This is a genomic window from Virgibacillus salexigens (genome assembly GCF_000723585.1).
In the GTDB taxonomy this organism is placed as follows: domain Bacteria; phylum Bacillota; class Bacilli; order Bacillales; family Amphibacillaceae; genus Virgibacillus; species Virgibacillus salexigens.
Genome location: NZ_CCDP010000001.1, coordinates 997,845 through 1,019,386, shown reverse-complemented (window position 1 = coordinate 1,019,386; position 21,542 = coordinate 997,845). Strand labels below are relative to the sequence as shown.

Annotated in this window: 19 protein-coding genes; 2 read left to right on the top strand and 17 right to left on the bottom strand. The window is 38.8% G+C overall.

Annotation, left to right across the window (positions count from 1 at the left end; all coding sequences use genetic code 11):
- Positions 1–341: 341 nt before the first annotated feature.
- From BN990_RS04610 to gabT, 17 genes are all read right to left on the bottom strand, one after another.
- Entirely contained in the window at positions 342–1,805 is a 1,464-nt protein-coding gene (locus tag BN990_RS04610) for a sodium:solute symporter family protein (RefSeq protein ID WP_198433951.1), read from the bottom strand.
- 33 nt (positions 1,806–1,838) lie between these two features.
- Positions 1,839–2,711 (bottom strand): fumarylacetoacetate hydrolase family protein, encoded by an 873-nt coding sequence (locus BN990_RS04605; protein WP_021289421.1) that lies wholly within the window; start codon positions 2,709–2,711, stop codon positions 1,839–1,841.
- 59 nt (positions 2,712–2,770) lie between these two features.
- Positions 2,771–3,523 (bottom strand): SDR family NAD(P)-dependent oxidoreductase, encoded by a 753-nt coding sequence (locus BN990_RS04600; RefSeq protein WP_051739018.1) that lies wholly within the window; start codon positions 3,521–3,523, stop codon positions 2,771–2,773.
- A 55-nt stretch (positions 3,524–3,578) separates the two neighbouring features.
- The gene (locus BN990_RS04595; protein WP_038242689.1) at positions 3,579–4,742 is read right to left on the bottom strand and encodes a M20 family metallopeptidase; all 1,164 of its coding nucleotides are present in this window, start codon (positions 4,740–4,742) and stop codon (positions 3,579–3,581) included.
- Positions 4,743–4,769: 27 nt separating this feature from the next.
- On the bottom strand, positions 4,770–5,867 hold the full coding sequence (locus tag BN990_RS04590) for a Gfo/Idh/MocA family protein (protein WP_021289424.1): 1,098 nt from the start codon (positions 5,865–5,867) through the stop codon (positions 4,770–4,772).
- Positions 5,868–5,889: 22 nt separating this feature from the next.
- Positions 5,890–7,044 carry a mandelate racemase/muconate lactonizing enzyme family protein gene (locus BN990_RS04585; RefSeq protein WP_021289425.1) on the bottom strand — a complete coding sequence of 385 codons (1,155 nt, stop codon included), beginning with the start codon at positions 7,042–7,044 and terminating at the stop codon, positions 5,890–5,892.
- Between the two features lie 24 nt (positions 7,045–7,068).
- Entirely contained in the window at positions 7,069–8,358 is a 1,290-nt protein-coding gene (locus BN990_RS04580) for an aspartate aminotransferase family protein (RefSeq protein ID WP_038242687.1), read from the bottom strand.
- Between the two features lie 85 nt (positions 8,359–8,443).
- Positions 8,444–9,202 carry an IclR family transcriptional regulator gene (locus tag BN990_RS04575; RefSeq protein ID WP_021289427.1) on the bottom strand — a complete coding sequence of 253 codons (759 nt, stop codon included), beginning with the start codon at positions 9,200–9,202 and terminating at the stop codon, positions 8,444–8,446.
- Positions 9,203–9,236: 34 nt separating this feature from the next.
- The gene (locus BN990_RS04570) at positions 9,237–10,058 is read right to left on the bottom strand and encodes a carbohydrate ABC transporter permease (RefSeq protein ID WP_021289428.1); all 822 of its coding nucleotides are present in this window, start codon (positions 10,056–10,058) and stop codon (positions 9,237–9,239) included.
- Positions 10,058–10,966, bottom strand: a complete 909-nt coding sequence (locus tag BN990_RS04565) for a carbohydrate ABC transporter permease (RefSeq protein ID WP_038242685.1) — start codon at positions 10,964–10,966, stop codon at positions 10,058–10,060. The genes BN990_RS04570 and BN990_RS04565 overlap by 1 nt, the downstream gene beginning before the upstream one ends.
- Positions 10,967–10,992: 26 nt before the next feature.
- Entirely contained in the window at positions 10,993–12,219 is a 1,227-nt protein-coding gene (locus tag BN990_RS04560) for an ABC transporter substrate-binding protein (RefSeq protein WP_038242683.1), read from the bottom strand.
- A 14-nt stretch (positions 12,220–12,233) separates the two neighbouring features.
- Positions 12,234–13,100, bottom strand: a complete 867-nt coding sequence (locus tag BN990_RS04555; RefSeq protein WP_021289431.1) for an MBL fold metallo-hydrolase — start codon at positions 13,098–13,100, stop codon at positions 12,234–12,236.
- Positions 13,101–13,444: 344 nt separating this feature from the next.
- Entirely contained in the window at positions 13,445–13,843 is a 399-nt protein-coding gene (locus BN990_RS04550) for a DUF4064 domain-containing protein (RefSeq protein ID WP_021289432.1), read from the bottom strand.
- Positions 13,844–13,989: 146 nt separating this feature from the next.
- Positions 13,990–14,967, bottom strand: a complete 978-nt coding sequence (speB, locus tag BN990_RS04545; RefSeq protein WP_021289434.1) for an agmatinase — start codon at positions 14,965–14,967, stop codon at positions 13,990–13,992.
- A 72-nt stretch (positions 14,968–15,039) separates the two neighbouring features.
- The gene (locus BN990_RS04540; protein ID WP_081856109.1) at positions 15,040–16,482 is read right to left on the bottom strand and encodes a YjiH family protein; all 1,443 of its coding nucleotides are present in this window, start codon (positions 16,480–16,482) and stop codon (positions 15,040–15,042) included.
- A gap of 78 nt (positions 16,483–16,560) precedes the next feature.
- The gene (locus BN990_RS04535; protein WP_021289436.1) at positions 16,561–17,961 is read right to left on the bottom strand and encodes an NAD-dependent succinate-semialdehyde dehydrogenase; all 1,401 of its coding nucleotides are present in this window, start codon (positions 17,959–17,961) and stop codon (positions 16,561–16,563) included.
- An 11-nt stretch (positions 17,962–17,972) separates the two neighbouring features.
- Entirely contained in the window at positions 17,973–19,280 is a 1,308-nt protein-coding gene (gene gabT / locus BN990_RS04530; RefSeq protein WP_021289437.1) for a 4-aminobutyrate--2-oxoglutarate transaminase, read from the bottom strand.
- Positions 19,281–19,389: 109 nt separating this feature from the next.
- On the opposite strand from gabT, the gene gabR reads away from it, so the two are divergent.
- Positions 19,390–20,811 carry a MocR-like transcriptional regulator GabR gene (gene gabR, locus BN990_RS04525; protein ID WP_021289438.1) on the top strand — a complete coding sequence of 474 codons (1,422 nt, stop codon included), beginning with the start codon at positions 19,390–19,392 and terminating at the stop codon, positions 20,809–20,811.
- A 124-nt stretch (positions 20,812–20,935) separates the two neighbouring features.
- Entirely contained in the window at positions 20,936–21,496 is a 561-nt protein-coding gene (locus BN990_RS04520; protein WP_038242678.1) for a TetR/AcrR family transcriptional regulator, read from the top strand.
- Positions 21,497–21,542 lie beyond the last annotated feature (46 nt).

Here is a 21,542-nt window from a genome sequence, read left to right as displayed (position 1 = left end):
TTAGTCTAGCTTAAAAAGAGATGAGGGCAATCCTAATTTAGATAAAGGAATAATCCGTTTTCTTCATGTGCGAAGTTACATTCGGAGAATTGTTTAAATTATTTATCGTTCGCTTTTAAAGTGGTATTTACTACTGTAAGGATAATAACCAATTCTTAATAATAGAACAGAAATGACTTCCACGGGGGAGTGAGTGAGGCTCCACTCGAGTAAGCGTTTTTTCTTACCCGAGCTAGCTGAGCCCTTGTCTGTGGAAAGTATCCCGTATACCAGATTGCAGTTTAACGCATACATTGGTTGATTCAAATTAGAGGTTCTTATTTTAGTTATATTCTAGCTAATTAACCAACATTATTAAAAATCTCTCTTTCCTCTTCTAATTTTTTTAGGGCCTCGTCATTTGTAATTTTTTTCTTTGGAGAACAATAACTAACTATTAAACCAGCAAGAAAGGACACTATTAAAGATGGGATAACTGGATTTCCCCAAAATTCAATGAAGTTTTCATTTGAAATTATGGTGAAAGAAGTACCAGATCCCCCTATTAGACTTGCTATTCCACCTTGCCAAGTAGCTCTTCTCCAATACTTCCCTAATAAAGCCGCTACTAGTAAACCAGTCATAATGGTAGAACTCATGTTGGTAATATAACTAATGATGTTTGTAGTACCAATAATGAAAAGTAGCGCTAACCCAATGGTTATCATTAATCCTATCCTTGAAAACAAAATTGTCTTCTTTCTACTTGGTAATTTCCCGCTAATTACCTGATAAACATCTCTCACTAGTATCGTTGTTCCAGCTATAGCATCTGAATCTCCTGAAGACATCGTTGCAGCTAAGCCTGCTACCAATAAAAAAGCACCAATCCAAATTGGAAATACCTCAGTTATCATATAGGGAAAGGCAAAAGCGGTATCTGACATGGTCGGATTCAACAATCGAGAAGATAAACCAATGATGGTTGGGAAAATAGAGAATAACACTGCTACAATTCCTGAAATAATAAAACTTTTCTTAACTACGATCGCATTCTTACCAGAATAAATACGGTGTCGATAAGCAGGAATGACTAAAACTGCCACCACTGTAACTAAAATCAAGGATAGTCCGGGAATTAATCCAGCTTCTTGAACACCTAAGAATGTTGTCATCTCCCTAGGTAATCCTTCAGATAAACCAGCGAAGCCTCCAACCCTTATGAAGGACAATATGGCTAAAAGGGTAAACCCAATAAATAAAATAATAGATTGAACCACATCCGTATAAACAACGGCTAAATATCCACCAATTATGGTATATAAGCCAAAACCCACTGCAGTAACAATTTTAGCAGTTGTAGGATCTAGACCAGTAATCCACCCTAGATAAATACTGCCCCCTAGAATATGGGTTCCTAACCATCCAACCTCTGCTAAGTATAAGATAATTGACATAGCTCCTTTAATTACTTTGCTTGCCCCAAAGTAATAACTCAATTCTTCAGAGAACGTCATAAAATTTTTATCCCGTGCATCCGAAAATAACAAAACTAACGTAATCATTCCTATTCCCAATCCTATCCCAAAAAATGCTCCTGCCCACCCTTGCTCATAAGCTGTCTGGACTGCCCCCATACTTGAACCCGTACCAACAGCAGTCGCAACCGTTGTCCCAATTAAAAGAATTGGGCCTAACCCTCTTCCTCCCATTAAAAAATCCTCACCTGTTTGAACTTTCCGCGTTACCCAAATTCCAATACATACCATAAACAATAAAAATAGTAAAAAAAATACGAGGTAAATAATTTGATTTTCAACCATCATTTCTTTCACCCCTTCCCCACTTTAAAGAAAGAATTAACCATAACAGCTAGTTAAGACATTCGTTAGTTTTCCAAGACCCTCTATCTCTACTGTCACTTCGTCACCGTCACGTAACCAAACTTGCGCTGCCTTATCATACCCCATCACAACACCTTCAGGGGTACCGGTAAGAATGATATCTCCAGCTTTTAGCGTCATATATTGTGAAATATAACTAATTATCTCATCACAATGAAAAATCATATCCTTTGTATTGGACAGTTGCCTAACCTCTCCATTCACACGACAACTAATCGTTAAGTCATTTGGATTAGGTATCTCATCAGCTGTTACAAAATAAGGTCCTAGTGGGCAAAATCCCTCTAAATTTTTACCTAGTAACCATTGGGAAGATCTAAACTGCAAATCTCTTGCTGATATATCATTTGCACAGCAGTAACCAAAAACATAATCTTTCGCGTTTTCCTTCGACACCTTCGTTGCTGTTTTACCAATTACAATGGCCAATTCTGCTTCATAATCTACTTGGTCAGAATCCATTGGTAATTTGATATCCTCCATATGTCCAGCCAGTGTATTATTGTATTTATTAAAAAGAATCGGTGTTTGAGGTATATCTGCTTGCGTTTCTTCAGCATGCTTACGATAATTTAATCCAACACAGATGACCTTTTCCGGATCTGTGATACAAGGACCAAGCGTAAGTTTTGTATCATCAACAAAAACCGGCAATTCTTTTTCCATTTGTTCGGTAATCATCGTCTTTAATTGAGTTATATCTACATGCTCGATTAACTTCTTCATATTGTTATATCGAGGAAATATGGCAGTTAGATCGACTACTCCTGTATCTGTTTTTATGCCAAGATAATTTGTCTGTGATCCTCTAATTGTCACTAATTTCATGTTATCTCCTCCCTTTTCGATGATAAATAAATGCGAATGAAGCAAGTATCGTTTATGATTTAAAATTCACTTGCATTTGCCAGATGCCCCCCATCAATCGGTAATATCGAGCCGGTAATATAGGAGGCTTGATCGGATGCTAAAAAAAAGACTCCATTTGCAACTTCTTCTATCGTGCCAAGTCGATTCAATGGAGTTTTATCGGTTAAATTTAATTGTTCCTCTTTTTGCTTTAAGGCTTGATCTAATGGTGTATCAATGAATCCGGGTGCTACTGCGTTAACACGAATATTATACGCTGCTAACTCAACTGCCATAGATTGCGTTAATAGATTGATACCAGCTTTCGAGGCATTATAATGTGCGAGTTTGGAACTCCCTGCAAGCCCATTCTTTGACGATATATTCACGATAGAACCAGGTATTTGCTGCGCGGCCATCTCTTTGCTTATCCATTGGCTAAGGAGAAAGGTGCCTCGTAAATTGATTTCCAATATTTTATCCCAATTTGCTAATGAAATCTCTAGAAAAGGTTCTCTAGCAGCCCAGCCAGCATTGTTTATTAAAATATCAAGTCCATCCCAGCATTTCCAACACGCATCAGCAGCTGACTGAACTTCATTTTCATCTGAAATGTCGCAAATAACAGCGTGTGATGCGCCCTTTAATTCAGCTAGATCTTGCAGCGCCGCTGATAATTTTTGTTCATCCTTATCTAGCAACACTACTTTACATCCTGCACTTAGGAACTTTTCAGCAATTCCTCTCCCAATACCACTTGCAGCGCCAGTAACTAATACTCGCTTGTTCACGCAAAAATCCCCTCCCCTTATACGCTTTAGTCCCAAGTACGTTCCACGTCCACGCCTATGCTTTAAAAAACTCATGAATAAACTGAACGTAAATATTTATCGTTTTTTCCAGTTCACTGATTTCTACATATTCTATTTCTCCGTGAGCAGTACGTTGATCAGGACCATGGCAAACGGTTGGTATCCCCATCTCTTTTACAAAAATGCCAGCATCTGTTACTAGTTTTTTCCCTGTTAATGGTATTTCCACTTTCGTTACTTGTTTTACCGATTGCTGAAGAGCTGTTACTAGAGGATGATCTTTTGCTATGCGATAGCCATCTCTCACCTTGGTTAACTCTAAATGAATACGTACGCCATGTTTATCCGCAATAGTAGCTAATCGTTCTTCCATTTGGTGCTTAACCGCATCAAAATCGTCATCTGGTCCATAGCGTCGGACTCCTTCCACACTAGCATACTTAGGCATTTGGTTATAAAAGGATCCACTTTGTATATGGCCAATAAAGTAAGAAGCATAGCCAATATCTTCAATCGCTTGTTGGTTTAAGTACTTATTTTCAAGTTCTAACGCATGAATGACATCTGCCATAACATGAATAGGGTGTGGTGTTTCAATCGGTGTGAATAATTGGTGACTAGGATCTCCCTCTCTTTCGACAACGATATGAAACGTGGCTGATCCCATTTGAGCAATGGTGCAATCGCTTGTTGCTCCTTCCATGACGATTGCTGCATCAGCTTTTAAATCTATCTTTTCCGCAAGCGCATATAAATCTTCTCCTCTTCCCCCCGGGCTTTCATGCATACTATTCGCAATCACAATCCATTCCCCATTAATAGCATCACGAGAAGCATGCAGCATTCTAGCAGCTTCCAAAATACACGCGAGGGATCCTTTCATATCGCATGTTCCACGACCGTATACTTTCCCATCCTTAACAAATGGGGCTCGATGATCTAAAGGAATGACATCCATATGTCCATTAAAGATTAACTTTTTCCCATCAGGGTTGGTATTTCCTTGAAATCTTCCAATAAGTGTTGGGTTATTTGGGATGAATTCATATGTTTCTACGTTAAAGCCGACTTCCGTTAGTAATTGTTCATAAAGTGCTGCAATTTCTCTCGTATCACCTGCATGATCTTGTATACGTACTAGATTCAGCAGATTGTTGATAACGAGCTCGATATCTGTTTGTTTATACAAATCCGGCATTATCTATCCCTCCATCTGTTTTACCATCTACCACTTTCGCACATCCGGAACCTCGATGGGAGCCCCATTACGAGTAATTGATTGTTCTGAAAGAATTCCCGGTAAGGTCATTTCAAGTGATTTATAGATATCAATCGCTACTGGTCGTTGTTCAAGGATACGATGAACAAAGTCTTTGACCATAAAATAATCGGCTCCCCAATGGTGGGAATCTTTTGCCTCTTCTGGGAAATCAATTAACTCAGCTGGAAGAAAATCACCATACACATCGGGGAGCGCCAGCCACTCCTCCTTTGATTGCGTATAATCCGTGAGCCAAATCCGATGTGTGCCACCAGGTACTCTTGGCGCTTCATAACAGCCTTTTGTACCTTGAAGCGAGTAATATCCCATGTTATGCGGCCGATTAGACACCATATCTAAACGGATCGTTATCAGGGCTCCACTTTCTGTGCGACATAGCATCATCGTTGTGTCATCGTTTTCATATGCAGGCTCCGTATGCGATCCCGGGCCCAGACAATTAACCAATTTCACCCGCTCATTAAACCAATCCAAAGGCGGTCCTAAGCTATGTGTGCCGTACGTACAGCCACGTTTTCCCATTGTTTCTTTACGTCGCCATGTTGGCTTCCCATGTTCGTCGTAATGAAGGTAGGTTACATTATGCAAATATTCCCCTTCAGCAAAATATATGTCACCAAATAAACCTGCTCTAACCATGTTTCGAATAGCGATATTTTCCCGAATATAACAGTAATTCTCTGCCATCATATATTGTGCATTGCTATTTTTAGCAGCTTGTAGTAATAACTTACAGTCTTCCAATGTAGCAGCAGCCGTAACTTCTGATAAAACATGAATATCTTGATTGAGTGCGTCGATCGCCTGTGCAGCATGAAGTTGCAATGGCGAAGCAATAACAACCACATCAATCCCAGCATTTAATAGATCTTCATACGAAGCGAGCGCATACTCAACTTGATATTTATCACAAAAAGCCTGTCGTGCTCTCTTATCCGGATCCATAATAGCGACTACTTCTGCACCATCTACCTTGCTAAAATCTTCATGAAAGTGACTTCCTCTACTCGTTCCAGCTATCCCAATGCGTAATTTGCCCATGAACTTTCCTCCTGCTCATCAATTAATTCATTTCAACAGATTGACGCTTTTCCCATCCGTCTGAAAAGAGTGGTAAAAAATGATTTGGGTGATAAGGATGTTGTTCTACAATTTGATGATTTAATGCAACCCCCCATCCAGGTTGATCACTAACTGAAATATAGCCGTTTTCTACGTTTATTGGATTGGTTAATAATTGTTGGGTCCAGTCGACATTGAAATCATCGAATATCTCATGTAAATAAAAATTCGGTGTCGCTGTGTTTAAATGGGCACAAACAACCGAACATAAAGGTCCTTGGGCACTATGTGGAGCAATGACACCATTACTTGCATGTGTCATCGCAGCAATTTGCTTCGCTGCTGTTATCCCTAAATATTGGGGCTCCAGCTGAATAATGTGAACGGCATGATGTGCTAAGAGTTCCGAAAATTGTTCTCTACAATAATAATCCTCCCCGCACGCGATTGGTACTGGACTTCGCTTGGCAACCTCCACCATCGAACTTATTTTTTGTGGCGGTACAGGGGCTTCAAACCAGGTTGGTTGAAAAGGCTGCATCGCATCAGCAAATTGCAACGCAGTATGAACACTAAATCGATTATGACCTTCGATTAAAATATCCACATCTTCTCCCACTGCTTCTCTAACTGCAGCAATAATTTCGATAGCTTCATTAAAATCAGGTCTACTCACAGTTCGCCAAGCTGATCCAAAGGGGTCAAATTTTAATGCTGTATATCCTTTTTCTATCACTTTCTTTGCGTTATTATAGAAATTCTCCGGTGTTCGCGCCGATCGATACCAGCCATTTGCATAAGCACGAAGCTTCGGTTGCACTTTTCCTCCAAGTAATTTATAAACCGGGACCCCTAATGCTTTCCCCATGATATCCCAGCAGCCGTACTCAATTCCAGATAATGCTGCACCATGAATCTGGCCACCATCAGAGTAGTAATCACGGAATAGTCGTAAGGAATGTTGCTCGACATCGAAAGGGTCCTTTCCTATCACCAACCGTTTTAACTCATGAACAGCTGCTTCTGTCGTTTTTGCAAATCCGTTAAGCGTTGCCTCTCCTAAGCCGGTTATTCCTTCATCTGTTTCAACCTGTGTAAACACCCAATTCTTCCAATTATTACCTGCGATATATGTTTTTACATCAGTAATTTTCATTGGTAACCTCCTATGTCTTCAAACTTAAAACAATTCTCGTAATACATCCTCCATCGCTTCCAAAGTTACATCAATTTCTCTGTCTGTATGACTAAAGCTAATATGATTCCGTTTCATGTTCATCGGCATTTTAAAGATACCTTTTTCGATGAGCTTCTTGCGATAGCGAACATATAGCTCTCCATCATTATGTTGTAAATCCGAATAGTTTTTCGGTCGAAAATTCATAAAATATGTTGTCCAAACGGATCCAAATCCTGCAACAAACGCGTCGATTCCTAGTACTTCATGTATTTCCTTTATTCCTTTTCGCATCCTATCTCCTAAACGGAAGATGTGATCATGTACAGGTTCATTCTCCAGCATTTCGATCGTAGCAAGTGATGCTGCTGTCCCTACTGCGTGACCATTGTATGTTCCTGCAAACCAAACATCACCACCTGGATTTGTATTAAATCGAGACATATACTCCCTCTTACCGGCAATAGCTGCCATTGGATATCCATTGGCCATTGCTTTTCCTAAGGTAGTTAGATCAGGGGTAATGCCTGCTATTTTTTGAAAGCCACCAATATCATGACGAAATCCAGTAATCACTTCATCAAATATCAACAAAGCGCCGTATTTCGAACAGAGTTCTTTTAAACCACTTAGAAATCCATCTTCCGGCAAAATACAGCCAATATTATGTGGAATTGGTTCAACAATAATTGCTGCTACTTCATCATTGTTTTCGATTAAGGTTTCTTCTACATGTTGAAGATCATTAAATGTACATACCAATGTGTTATCAACTGCTTCATCTAGCATCCCGTTAGAACCAGGATCCCGTTTCCCAATTTTATCCCAATCACTCAACATATTACGTGCTACATAATCATGCCAACCATGGTAACAGCCTTGAAATTTGATTAATTTCCGCTTCTCTGTTACTGCCCTTGCTAAACGTATCGCATGATACGTTGCTTCCGAACCTGAATTACAAAATAATACTTGTTCAGAGGAAGGAACATGCTGACAAATCTTCTTTGCTAATTCGATTTCGATATCTGTTGTTCCGACACCGAATAAATCCGTTCTTGCAATAGTTTCTGTTACTTTATTGTTCACATAAGGATAATTATGTCCGAGAATAAATGGTCCAAATGCGGCTTGGTAGTCTATAAATCTATTACCTTCCACATCTTCCATATAGGCTCCTTCCGCTTTTGTGAAGATTAAGTGCGGATCCACATTACGAATAGAAGTATGCACCCCACCTGGTGAATAGGCAGTTGCCTCTTTATAAAGCTCTACATTACTCGCTTTGTTCATACATATTACCTCCTTTGAGATTAATTATTGAACACGCAGCGTTATGACTATATATCTACTACATAGATACTACATACAGCGTGATTTACGTTACTGCCCCTAATTCTTTTGAGACAGCCATGGCCGTTTGCTGCAATTCTTTTACCAATTCATCCAAATTGGTAAATGTCAGCATCGAGGTATGGCCGACAATACTGATAGAAGCTACCACTTTGTCTCCATTAAAAACGGGGACTCCGATACATCTGACGCCGATTTCTTCCTCTTCATCTTCGAGGGCATATCCTTTTTCTCGAATCTGCTGTAATGAATGTTTTAACTTCGAACTATCTGTAATCGTACGATCTGTATGACGTGTGAGTCCTTTCTGATCAATGAGTTGTTCAAGTTCTTCTTCTTTTAAATAGGCTGCGATTACCTTTCCAAGACTCGTTATATGAAAATCTGTCCGCAGTCCTGGGAAGGTAGAAAATCGTATAAATGAATTTGGTTCCACTTTATCCACATACAACACTTCCCCCTCATCCAACACCCCCAAATGAACGGTATATCCCGTTTTATTCATTAGCTTATTTAAATAAGGCCTTGCTATTTTCACCATATCCACTTCTGATATATAAGCCATACCTAATTCATAGAGCTTTACCCCAATCTTGTATTCTCCTTTTTCATTTTTCTTGACGATATCATGTGTTTCCAACACCTTTAAGATTGAAAAAACGGTTGTTTTAGAAATATCTAACGTCTTGTGAATCTCTGTAACGGTATATTTTCTTTCGGGTGATGCAATTAGATTTAATATAGAAATAGCTTTTTCCAAAGCCGGTACATTGTATTTAGCCACGATGTTCTTCCTTTCGATTCTTGCTTTTATCTATTTATTTCGTTGATCCATCAGCAATACCACTTATAATGTGACGCTGTGTAAATATAAAAATGATGATGATAGGAAGGGTAGAAACAGCTGATAACGCCATCAATTCTCCCCAATTTGTTCCAAACTGACCAACAAACTGTCGCATTGCTAATGTTATCGGCCATTTACTATTGTCTGACAGCATTGTTAATGAATATAGAAATTCTCCCCAAGCAAGTAAAAAGCTAAATGCCGCACAAGTTAGTATTCCTGGTTTTGCAAGAGGTAGAATAATTCGCAAAAATGCTCCCCACCTAGAGCAACCGTCAATGATTGCTGCTTCTTCTAATGCCTTGGGCAATGTTAAAAAATGCGTTCGCATGATCAAAATGACAAATGGCAGTGATAATGTCATATTCGCAATAATGACACCTAGATACGAATTCAATAATCCTATCTTGGCAAACATCGTATAAAGAGGTAATGCCAACATATTACTCGGAAACATCTGCGTAATTAAAATAAATAAAAGAAACAAGGTGATTCCTTTTAAATTCTTTCTTGCAATGGCATAGGCAGCAGGTGCAGCTAAGCAGATCGTACCAATCATTGTCCCAAAGCTAATGATCAGGCTATTAAAGAAGTGACGAAATATGGCTAGATCACTTCCTATAAAAATGTTTCGATACGCTTCAAAGGTAACATTCTTCGGGAAAAGTGTGGATTCACCAAAGATCTCCGACATTGGTTTTAAAGACGAGATTACCATCCAGTAGATTGGAAATAAGAATACAGCAACAATTAAAAAACCCACAATAGAGAATAGCCACTTTTTACTACGCATCACATTACTTCCTCCTTCCGAATAAGATAGAGATAGAGGATCGCTATCATTCCTATTAAAAAGAAGGAAATATTAGAAAGTGCAGCACCTTCTCCAAAACGATACATGCTAAAGGACAGCTGATATGCGAGAAATGGGATAACCTGGGTTGAATCAGCAGGTCCACCACCGGTCATGATATAGATTAAATCAAATACTTTAAATGTGAATATAACCCCGAGCATTAATAGGACGAGAATAGTAGGCTTCATCAATGGGAGTGTAATGTAATAAAATTGCTTTATTTTATTCGCACCATCTATTTTAGCTGCCTCATAAATACCTGAAGGCAAACCTTGCAGTCCTGATAATAGAATGACCATACTAAATGGGATACTTATCCAAATATTTGCGATAATAATACTAATTAAAGCTGAATTTGGATTGGTCAACCAATACACAGGCTGCGAAATAAACCCACTCTGAAGCAAGAATTCATTAATGATGCCGTTCTCCCCACTTAACATCCAACTAAAAACGGTGCCAATAATAATAATTGGTGTCATCCAAGCAATTAATAGGATCGACCGCATCCATTTGTGACCAGGAAACGACTTATTGAATAATAAAGCAAGTGCAAATCCGATACTTGTTGAAAAAATTATTGTAGCAACAGTAAAGATTAGTGAATTTACAAGGGCTTTACCAAATAGCGGAGCTTTTAGTACGGTAATATAATTTTCAATACCGACAAATGGCTGCTCTCCCTGAATCAGATTACCGATGTTTATATCCTTGAAGCTTAATAGAATATTGTACAGAATGGGATACACAAGAAAAGCGAGTAAAAATAAAGCTGAAGGGAGAAGAAATGTATAGTCCTTGAATTTATTTCGATTTAATTGTTTCGCATTTCCAAACTTCTCCACCAAACTCCCTCCCTTTAATATAATCTCTAGTTCCTATTTGACTCCAATAATGGTTGTACTGTTTCTTTCGCCTTTTTCAACGCCTCTTCGGCAGATTGGCCACCAACTAAAGCATCCTGTAACACAGTATAAATAGCAGTATTGATATCATTATGTTGTTCGCCCCAGCCATATCCTTGAGAATTTTGGATGACATTAGCAAAGACACGACGTATTTCATTATCTTGGAAATAGGAGTCATTAGCTACATCGTCACTAAATGGGAAATTCCCAGTTGCTTTCAGCCACTCTAATTGTCTATCAGGTTCAAGCATGAATTGAATAAATTCCCACGATTCTTCAATCGATTGCCCACTCCCAATGGCAATACTTTCCCCACCGATAACGGAAGAATGGGTTTTATCTTTTGGAATTTGAGCGACAGACCAATTTAAATCTGGAGCTTCCGTCTCGAAAGTAGGTATCATCCATGAGCCGCCGATAATCATCGCAACTTTTTCATTATAAAAATCCACACCCACTTCCTCTAACTCTTTATTCACAATTTCTTGCGGCATCACTTTCTTATCAAACATTCGTTTCCACAAATCAAGTGCGCTTATCGCATCTGAACTTGTTATATTAGTTACATCACTACCTGTGGACCATAAAAACGGTATCCAAGATGCTGTACCATGCTGCGAATTATGTGCTGAAGCTGAAAAGCCGTATGTTCCATCTTCTGTTAATTCTTCTGCACTGCTCTCTAACTCGTCCCAAGTTGTAGGTGGCTCCGCTACTAAATCTGTGTTGTAAAAAAGCGCAACCGCATTTGTATGAAGCGGGACACCATAGTACTTGTCATCAAGTTGATGAATCGCTGCAATATTTCCATACATTTTCTCTGCTAATCCAGAATCTTTTACTTTGTCTGTAACGTCTTCTAGAATGCCAGACTTTGCGTAAAACTGAACTTCATTTATACCCCCGATAACCAAATCAGGCATATCACCACTCGTTGCACTAATTAAAAGCTGTTGTGTTAACTCGCTATAAGGTACATATGTCAATTCTACTTGGATATCTTCTTGAGACGCATTAAACGCTTCAACACGATCAATAAGCTCTGATTCTAGGTTTTCTGACCAATAGTGCCATAGAGTAAGCGTGGTCTTATCTCCTTCTTTAGCTTCTCCTCCAGCATTCTTTTCCTCATTACAGCCAACCAGTAAAACTAGTCCGATCAACAGAAACGAAAACAATTTTTTCCTCATTCGTCCTTCTCCCCTCATTTAAATTTGGACCAGTAAACCATCATTTCTCCAGGGACCATCATTTTGAACTTTTGAAAAGGATAGTTTCGATATAAGTAATCTACAAAGAAAGCAGGACTTTCTGTATTTGATTGAAATAAGTCATAATGAACCGGTACTATTAAATCAAGGTCGATTTGTTGGGAAAGCTCGATAGCATCTCGAAAATTCATATTACCAAGTGCTCCTTCATTTGAGCGCTTCCAATCCTGACCGTTAATAGGTAAAAAACCAACATCTATAGCGCGTGGTTTCAAAAAGTCAATTAATTCTTTATAAAGTACGGTGTCACCTGCATGATAAATCGTTTCATTGTTTGTTTCGATAACGTAACCGAGATAGTAATGCCTTTGCTTTTGATCAGTGAAAAAATCTTCATGTTTCGCAGGAACTGGAGTAATGGACAAATTAGCGAATTGGATAACTTCGTATGCTAGTGCGGAGTGGATTCGATCTTCATGTATTCCTATCGTTTTTAGCTGTGTGGTAGATGGTGCTGGGCAAATAAACGTTGCTTCTGGGGAGCTTTTCATGATTGCTTTTAGCGTTTTTGGATCGAGATGATCTACATGTTCGTGTGTTATCAGAACGAGATTTGCGTGTGTAATAGCTTCAGGAGAAATAGGTGAATCGAAGTTTCGTTTTAATAAGTTAGGTGGATAGACTAGACTTTCTTCTTCAATGTAATTGGACAGGTATGGATCGATATAACAAATAACGTCATTCACTTTTAGTACTACACCTGACTGGCCTAAATGCCAGAACATTATCGCCCCCTCTGGAACTACTGCATTACTAATTTGCTGAACCAAGCTTGGATTACCGGAAGGATTTTGTGGCATTTCATAACCTCCATCTCCAACTATTTGTTCCGTATAAAAAACTATGTTCTATACACAGAATTTTAACCAAGTTTATATCATCTGTCAATACAAAATAATTATTATTTTCAAAAAATAATCGTACAGGTGCCGCAGGAAATTGTTCTGATGAGGAACGACCACGCGGACAACGTCGACAACTCCTTGTCGCGGCAAGGAAGCTGAATCCTCGCTCGTGGAAAGTGATGGACCGATGTGTTGTGCAAAAAAAATTCCGAACAGATTCGAGTGGAATCGTTCGGATTCGTATTGGGATAAGATCCTTTTTTTCTCCGTTCGTTTCTTTACGGATACAAGAGTACCGCCTACGCAGCATTCCTTTCGGGCTTTCTAACAAAACACATAATTGCTGCTACTGCGTATAAGACAGATTGGAAAGCAATTCCTGTGAATAGTAACCAGCTGCTAATAACAGTAGCTGCAATAAAAAACCCGCCGGCAACACGTGGATTTCGCTTTAGATTAAGAACACCTACAAGTCCTAAGATAAAACTAATGACACAACTGATAATCGGAATCCATAATAAATTGATAAATATCGTTATTAATTCAGCAAAGGCTCCGAATTCGACAGGATTAATCGAACCTTCAAGCCAGCCAATACCTGTATTAACAATTATTAGTAATAACACCCCTACTGCAGCAAAAAACGCATCCATTACAAACCCAATAATGCCTAATATTTTTTCAATCGTTCGATTCATATTTTTCCTCCTGATTCAAAGGTAAACTGTCTAATTATACGTTGATATTTGAAAAAAAGATTCATGCTTTCTTTATCTATTTTATTACAAAAAAAGGATGTCATCCAAACCATTTCGATTTGATGACATCCTTCCCGCACGTATTTTTATTTAGTGAAGGTGGCTTCCTTCCCTTCAACTGCTAAATCATCACGCTTCTTCATGGCAACTAGTGTAATCATTTCAAATGCCACTGCAGAAGCAAGGGCAGCAGTTATTTCACCACTATCATATTCGGGCAATACTTCGACTAAGTCAAAACCTTTAATATCTAGCCCATGAAGCCCACGTACATATTCTAGGGCCTCATGACTATCAGGACCGCCTACTTCTGGGGTCCCCGTTCCTGGAGCAAATGCAGGGTCAACAAAGTCGATATCATATGAAACAAAAACGGGCTTGTCGCCAACACGTTCATGAATTTGGCGTAATACCTCTTCTTGTCCTAATTTTTTCACTTCACGCATCGGAATGGTTTTAAATCCTAAATCTTCCGGATCTGTTATATCTTCTGGACCATAAAGCGGTCCCCGTAAACCAACCTGTATAGAGTGTTCTGTATCAATGAGTCCTTCCTCTACTGCTCTACGGAATGGCGTTCCATGCATATATTTTTCTCCGAAATAATTATCCCATGTATCGCTGTGGGAATCGAAATGAACGAGCGAAACAGGGCCGTACTTGGCTGCAAACGCCCGAAGATGACCTAGAGATACAGAATGATCTCCTCCAAGGATAATGGGAGTAATTTCTTTTTCAAGAATGGGAGCTAACGATTCTCCCACAATGTCATAGGATTTATGAATGTTTTGTGGAACAATTTCAAAGTCCCCGTAGTCAACTCCTGAACAATAATCAAAAATATTAATTCCTTGATTCGGATTATAAGGTCGAAGCAACACAGAAAAGTTACGAATATGCTGCGGGCCGCCACGAGCCCCAATACGATTTGATACTGCAGTATCAAAAGGATTACCTACCACTACAAAATCTACATTTTCTGTTGTTTGGATTTGTTCCAGTCGCATAAATGTACGTACACCGGTGTATCGTGGGCTTTTTGAAGAATCTTTTGGTTTGTACATGTCGTCTTCCTCCTATTGAATTAATCACTCTACTATCAAACTAATTGCTAGCGGTTATTTATGCAAGTCACATTAAAGGAAAAAGAGCTGTGCCATTAGAATGATAATTGGCAGTGTAATGATGGTGCGCTGTAAAAATATAATTACCATATCAAGAAAACTGATTGGAATTTTCGAACGTAAAATTAAGATGCCTACTTCTGATATATAAATTAATTGCGTCATTGATAAAGATGCGATAACAAAGCGGGTAAGTTCACTTTCGATTCCACTGCCTATTACTGCCGGTAGAAACATGTCCGCAAAGCCAACGATCATCGCTGGCGCTGCCTCTGATGCTTCAGGGATATTCGCCCATTCCAGAAGTGGGACAAAGGGATAAGCAAGAATATGAAAGACTGGTGTAAACTCAGCAATTATAAGTGCAATCGTGCCTAATCCCATCACTAGTGGGAGCAAACCAAACCAAATATCAATGACATTTTGTACGCCACTCTTTACAATTGAGGAAATACTTTTCACTTCTGCTGCTCGAGCAACTGCTTTCTCCATCGCAAAGCGGAATTGGGTTTTCCCAGTAGGAACTTCTTCAGCGATTTGCTTGCCTGCTAATTCATAATAGTTATCTTCTTTTCTTGATAGTGGGGGGATCCTTGGAATGATAATTGCAGCAATAACTCCTGCCACAATAACCGTGATATAGAATTGTACAAACATATGACCCATACCAATAAAGTTAATAACGAGTAAACTAAAAGCAATGGATGCAATAGAAAAATTGGTTGCGATCACAGATGCTTCGCGTTTTGTATAAAATCCACTCTCATATTGCTGTGTTGTAATCAACACTCCAACGGTACCGCTTCCCATCCATGACGCTAAAGCATCAATTGATGAGCGTCCTGGTAATTTAAATAGCGGTCGCATCACCCCTCTAACAACGGTTCCAATAAACTCCATTAACCCAAAATTTAATAATAAGGGCATAAGAAAGCCAGCAATTAAAAACCACGTTGTAAGTACAGGAATGAGATCGAATAATACCGTACCACCGGTAGCACCCGTCCAGATAAATTTAGGACCTAACTCATATAGTGTCATTACTGCAAAAACAGCACCTAGGATGCGAAATATCCCCCAAAACCAATTAACATCTAATAATTCCCTTAAGAACTTGGAATTGGTCGCCCATTGTTTTTGGTATCGTAAACCTACTTTCATAACAGTAGTTCCCAATACAGAAAGGATTAACACACCTGTCATAAATGTTGGTAAATAAACCTCAAATTTGTTTTGAAGGAATTCAGCAATAATACCTATTCCAATTGTCCATTGTCCCTGATAAGGAATTGGAACAAGAAATAAAAATAAACCTGTAAGCGATACAATGAAAGATTTCCACTGGTTAGATGGTGTCCAAAAAGACAAATCTTCTTTTTCCAAGTCGTTGGATTTTTCTATTTCTTTTTGAACCACATTCACATGAGCACCTCCGACTAAATCTACGACATACATTTAAACGAATTTTCCAACAATAAAGTTTTGCTAAGCATCTGGCTAATTCCATATCCGTAGAATTAGCCATGTTTTATCTTAAGAAAAGTTACAATTACCAATCGACAAATATTTTGTTTCTAAGTACGGTTCAATTCCTTCCAATCCACCTTCTCTTCCAATACCGCTCTCTTTCATTCCTCCAAAAGGTACATGCGCACCAGAAGGAGCCCCATCGTTCCAACCGATAATCCCATAATCAAGATGGTCATGAAGATAACTTCCTACGCGGTAATCATTCGTAAAGAAATAAGCCGCTAAGCCATATGGCGTTCGATTCGCTATCTCAACCGCTTCTTCAATAGATGAAAAACTCGTAATCGGAAGAATTGGTCCGAATGTTTCTTCCTGCATGATAGCCATCGCTTCACTCACATGAGTTAACACCGTTGGGTAGACAAAAAAAGTACCGTTTTCAAAATTAGCATCAAACTTATTTCCAATCGACACCTCGGCCCCTTTTTGAATTGCATCTTCTACTTGAGATACAATTTTGTCATAGCCTTTTTCATTTATGATCGGACCGACATCTGTATCCTTCTCTAATCCATTACCGACTTTCAAATGCTTTATCGCTTCTGTTAATTTTGCTGTATAAGATTCTACCATGCTCTCATGTACAATTACACGATTTGCACAAATACAGGTTTGACCAGCATTTCTAAACTTAGAAAGGATTGTTTGCTTAACGGCAATATCCAAGTCTGCGTCCGCTGCTACAATAAGTGGTGCATGACCACCTAACTCCATCGTTACATGCTTTACTGTATCTGCACTATCACGAATTAATGTCTTACCTACTGGTGTAGATCCAGTAAAGGTAATCTTTCGCACATAGTTGCTCGCAGTGAACAATGGACCAACATCAGTTCCATATCCATTAACGTACTGTATCACATCCGCTGGAATTCCAGCTTCATGCGCAAGGTCTACGAATCGCATCGTCGTCAATGGGGTTTCTTCCGCTGGCTTAATAATAAACGAACATCCTGCAGCTAGTGCTGGTGCTGCCTTTCTTGTCATCATCGCCGCAGGAAAGTTCCATGGCGTTATCGCCGCAACTAACCCCACTGGCTGTCGACTGATGACAATCCGCTTTGAATCAGACGATGCAGGAATCGTTCGACCATAGATTCTTACTGTCTCTTCTGCATACCAATCAATATAACTCGTTGCGTAATCTACCTCGCCCAATGACTCCTTTAGCGGCTTTCCATTTTCTAATGTCATAACCTCTGCAATATCTTGTTTATGTTGTTGAATTACATGTGACCATTGTTTTAATAAGTTAGACCGTTTATGGGCATCAAGGTTTGCCCAGGCTTTAAAACCACGATGTCCATTTTCAAGCGCTTGATCAATTTCTGCTTTTGTATTAATTTTCACTTCATTAACAATCTCACCTGTTGCAGGGTTCCATACTTGGATCTTTTCAGACATGACCATCCCCCCTATTGATTAAATGCCTGTTCTAAAATGGTTAAGCCCTTCGCTAATTCTTCGTCTGAAATAACTAGTGGCGCTAAAAACCGAATCACATTTCCCTTTAGACCAGCTGATAGGAGTAGCAACCCATGACCATTCGCATAGTTGACAATTTCACTTGCCTTCGTTTTATTCGGAAATTTACTGTTTTGATCGGTAACTAATTCAACAGCCACCATTGCTCCTAATCTACGAATATCTCCTATAAATGCATGCTCCTTAGAGAGCGTAATTAATTTATCTTCTAGCTTTTTCCCAAGAAGCTCCGCTTTTTCTACTAATTTTTCTTCTTCAATAATATCTAATACTTGTAAAGCAGCCGCGCAAGCTACTGGGTTACCAGCAAATGTTCCACCCAATTCTCCAGGTTCTGCCGCATGAAGAATTTCTTTTCTGCCTACTACCCCACTTAATGGCAAACCTGCCGCCAATGACTTGGAAACGGTTACCAAATCTGGTATAACATCAAAATGTTCCATAGCAAATAGTTTCCCTGTTCGTGCGAAACCAGTTTGAATCTCATCGGCTACGAATACAATTCCATGTTTTTCACAAAATGCACGCACAAATTGAACAAACTTCTTTGGAGGAATTATAAATCCACCTTCGCCTTGAACTGGTTCCATCACGACACAAGCTACTGTCTCTGGGGCAACTGTCGAAATAAAAAACTCCTCAAATTCTTCTATCTGTTGGTCAATATAATCTGATTCTGACATCGTATCTGGTTTATGGTAGAGGTAAGGATACGGCGCTTGATAAATTTCCGGAGCAAATGGCCCGAACCCAAATTTATATGGTTTTACTTTACTTGTCATCCCCATCGTCAAGTTCGTTCTCCCGTGAAACCCTCTAGTAAATGTAACAACGGCTTGACGATTGGTATATTTACGAGCGATTTTGACCGCATTTTCTACTGCTTCTGCTCCAGAATTAAACAGGATTGCTTGCTTATCGAAACTACCTGGAGTTAGCTGGCATAATCGTTCCGCCAGTTGGATATACCCTTCATACATGACTACATTAAATCCCGGGTGTAAAAATTTATCTACTTGCGCTTTGACCGCTTCTGTAATTTTGGGGTGGGAATGTCCTACATTTAACGTCCCGATAGCACCAGCAAAATCAATCCATTCATTCTGTGCATGATCCGTAATGGTTGCTCCTTTAGCATGGTCAGCAATTAATACATTTCCGTTACTTACTCCCCTAGGAATATACTTATTTCGCTTTGTTCGTAATATATCATCTCTGGCTTGTTCGACAGTAGTCATCTATATCCCTCACTTTTTTAAATTTAGTAATTAGTATGACAATAATCTGGTATAATGAAAAGTACCAGATTTTAAATTTAATAGGTACCAGATTAAGGAGTGCTTTCAAATGTTATTGAGATTAGATAAAACAAAGAAAGAAGCCTTTATTTATCAGCAAATTTATGAAGAAATCAAAGCGATCATCCTAGCGGGTAAGATTCATGCCAATGAAAAATTACCTTCTAAACGAACGTTGGCCACTCAACTAAACGTCAGTGTAAATACGATCACCCATGCATATGAACAATTACTAGCAGAAGGATACATCTATACAATTGAAAAAAAGGGGTATTATGTCGAAGCGATAACTGCGTTTATTCAAGACAAACAACCTGTTCGTACTTTACCAGATGATTTAAGAGAAGAGAGTGTGGATAAAAAAGGTTGGCTCTCCTTATCTCATATGGCTTCTGATATTACGAAATTCCCATTTAAATCATGGATCAAATGTCAGCAAAAGGCGATTAATCAGCATAAGCAGGAACTTTCAGAATTCCCGCATCCTCAAGGACCCTTCATTGTACGCAAAACAATTGCCAGGATGATTACATTATCTCGTGGTGTGGTTTGCGAACCCGAACAAGTTGTTATCGGCGCAGGTACCCAGCTGTTAATTCGTCAACTCATGGAAAGCAAAACAGAAAAAACGAGAATAGCCATGGAAAACCCAGGGTATTCCCGGTTTTATACCCTCTTAAAGAATATGGAATTTCCGGTACAGCTTGTCGACTTGGATAATAAGGGAATGAATATAGAAAGAGCGGAACAATCAAAGGCGAATCTTTTGTTTGTCACACCCTCCCACCAATTTCCAACTGGAAAAATAATGCCAATCTCTCGACGTATCGAACTGCTTAATTGGTCATTACAGAACAACGATCGTTATATTTTGGAAGATGATTATGACAGTGAATTTAAGTATGAAACGGACAACATTCCATCCTTACAAAGTTTGGATCGAAATCAGCGGGTTATCTATACCGGAACGTTTTCAAAAACGATTTTACCTGGACTTCGCATTAGCTATATGGTACTTCCACCAAAGTTATTGCGCGATTATCAAAATCACCATCAGCATTTGATTCAAAACAGTAACGCACTTGCACTGTATACGTTGCATTATTTTATTCAAACAGGAGAATACGACCGACATGTGAAGCGAATGAATCATTATTATAAAGTAAAAAGAAAAAAACTAGTCACCTACCTTCGATCTTACTTTAAACATACTATTTCGATTGAAGATATCCCTGCCGGCCTTCATTTTGTTGCAACGTTCAAAACGGAAAAGCGGTATGAAGAAGTTGAGACTCATGCTAAAAAAGAAAAGCTTGAGATTTACTCTATGAGACGGTTCATGTTACAACATCAACCCAAACAACCTGGAAAGATTAAATTAATTATCGGTTTTGCTAATTTACAAGATGAGGATATTGAAGAAGCAGTGAACCGGTTGGGGAAATGTGTAGGAATACATCATGGTTACTGAATCAGCTGATAATAATTAACCTCTTATAGTGTTCTATTTTGTATTGACAAATTGGTATCGCTTCCATAAAATATAATATGTAGACCGTTTGGTATAAAACTTTAATTGGAGTGAATGTTCTTACATGAAAAAAAATACTCGAGAAGAAATGATTAAGGCAACAGCAAAACTTCTGCAAAAAAAAGGGTATGTTGGAACAGGATTAAATGATATTATACAGCAAAGTGGTGCACCAAAAGGGTCTATTTACTACCATTTTCCAAATGGTAAAGAGCAACTAGCTATTGAAGCTATAAATTGGACAAAACAAGTCGTAACCAATTTTATTAAAGAAAAACTTACACTACATGACAATCCAGTAGAAGCTATACAATACTTTATAGCAGAGAGCGCAGAACGTTTTGAAAAAGACAATTACTTTATAGGGGTCCCTATTACTGCCCTTGTATTAGAAACGTCCTCAACCAGTGAAAACTTACGAAAAGCATGTAATGATGTATTTGAAGCCTGGTCTACAGAATTTTCTCAAGTGTTAGAAATAAATGGCTATGAAAAAGAGAAAGCAAACGAACTTGGCGAGTCCATAAATTCCATGATTCAAGGCGCCTTTATTGTATCCTTAGCTCGTAAAGATTCTTCTGCTATTCGAGGGATGTCTCACATGATACCTATCATTCTAAAATAGTCATTTTTTTATAAATTATGTAGACCGGTCTACTAAAAATAAAAAC